Annotated in this window: 2 protein-coding genes; both read right to left on the bottom strand. The window is 72.5% G+C overall.

Annotation, left to right across the window (positions count from 1 at the left end):
- Nucleotides 1-623: serpin family protein (locus tag ACOADB_RS04975; protein ID WP_378596856.1), on the bottom strand; the 623-nt coding region annotated here is incomplete at its 3' end.
- Nucleotides 624-658: 35 nt separating this feature from the next.
- The coding region (locus ACOADB_RS04980) for a DUF3817 domain-containing protein (protein WP_378596837.1) at nucleotides 659-1,006 on the bottom strand (348 nt) is incomplete at its 5' end.

Genomic DNA, 1,006 nt, shown 5'->3' on the forward strand with positions numbered 1-1,006 from the left:
CTGTTGATCAGCGTCCGGGCTTCCTCGGCCGCGGTCTCGAAGTCGACCGCGCGCAGCCCGGCGCCGTACTCCTTGGCGATCAGGTCGAGGAACTCCGCCTCCCAGCCGACGTCCTTCTGCCCGAACAACTGGTTGGCCGTGGCGAGGGCCAGCTCGGCGTCCGAGCCGTCCACCCGCTTCTGCTTGCCGGCCAGCCCGTCGACGTACGACGTCAACGCGTTCACGCCCTTGTGCCAGCGGTCGCCGAGGTCCCCGGCTCCGAGCACGTCGCGCATCTCCTCGGCGGTCTTCCCGGCGGCACCCACCAGGGTCATCCCGAGGGCGACCAGGACGGAGTACGGCGAGAAGACCAGGTTGCCCGGCTTGGCGGCGATGCCGCCGTACAGGTCACCGGCGAGGGCCTGGAGTCCGACCACCACGTCCTCGAGGACGGTGAAGTCCCCGGGCACCCGCTTCACGTCGGAGGCGACCAGCTGGATGCCGTCGGCGTCCGCGCCACCCGGCTTCAGACCGGGCTCCTCATCGCTGGCACAGGCCGTCAGCGCGGTGGCGCCGCTGAGGGCAGCAAGTCCGAGCAGGCCGAAGCGGAGGGTGTCACGTCGCGCAATGCTGAACGGGCTCATGGTCGTACGACGCTAGCGCGCCGCGCGTGGTTCCGTCAGGAGCCGGGCGGGCCCACGACCAGCGCGACGCCGGTCAGTGCGGCAACCGCGACGAGGCCGACCGCGGCACCGCGCAGGGGGTTGCGCAGCACCCAGGCCACGACCCGGTCGGGCAACGAGGACCCGGCACCCGCCGGCAGCCGCCAGGCGTCGCCGAGCCAGCCCTTGCGGATCGCCCACCACTCGAGCGGCAGCGTCGCCAGCGGCGGTACGGCGGCGACCAGGGCGAGCAGGCCCCGTCCCGCCGACCAGCGCCGGTCGACCCACACGACCAGCGTCACGACGCCGTACGCAATGAACACGACCCCGTGGGCCATGCCGAAGATCCGGACGCCGGTCTCGTT

It is taken from the genome of Nocardioides sp. CPCC 206348 (assembly GCF_048654705.1).
GTDB lineage: Bacteria > Actinomycetota > Actinomycetes > Propionibacteriales > Nocardioidaceae > Nocardioides.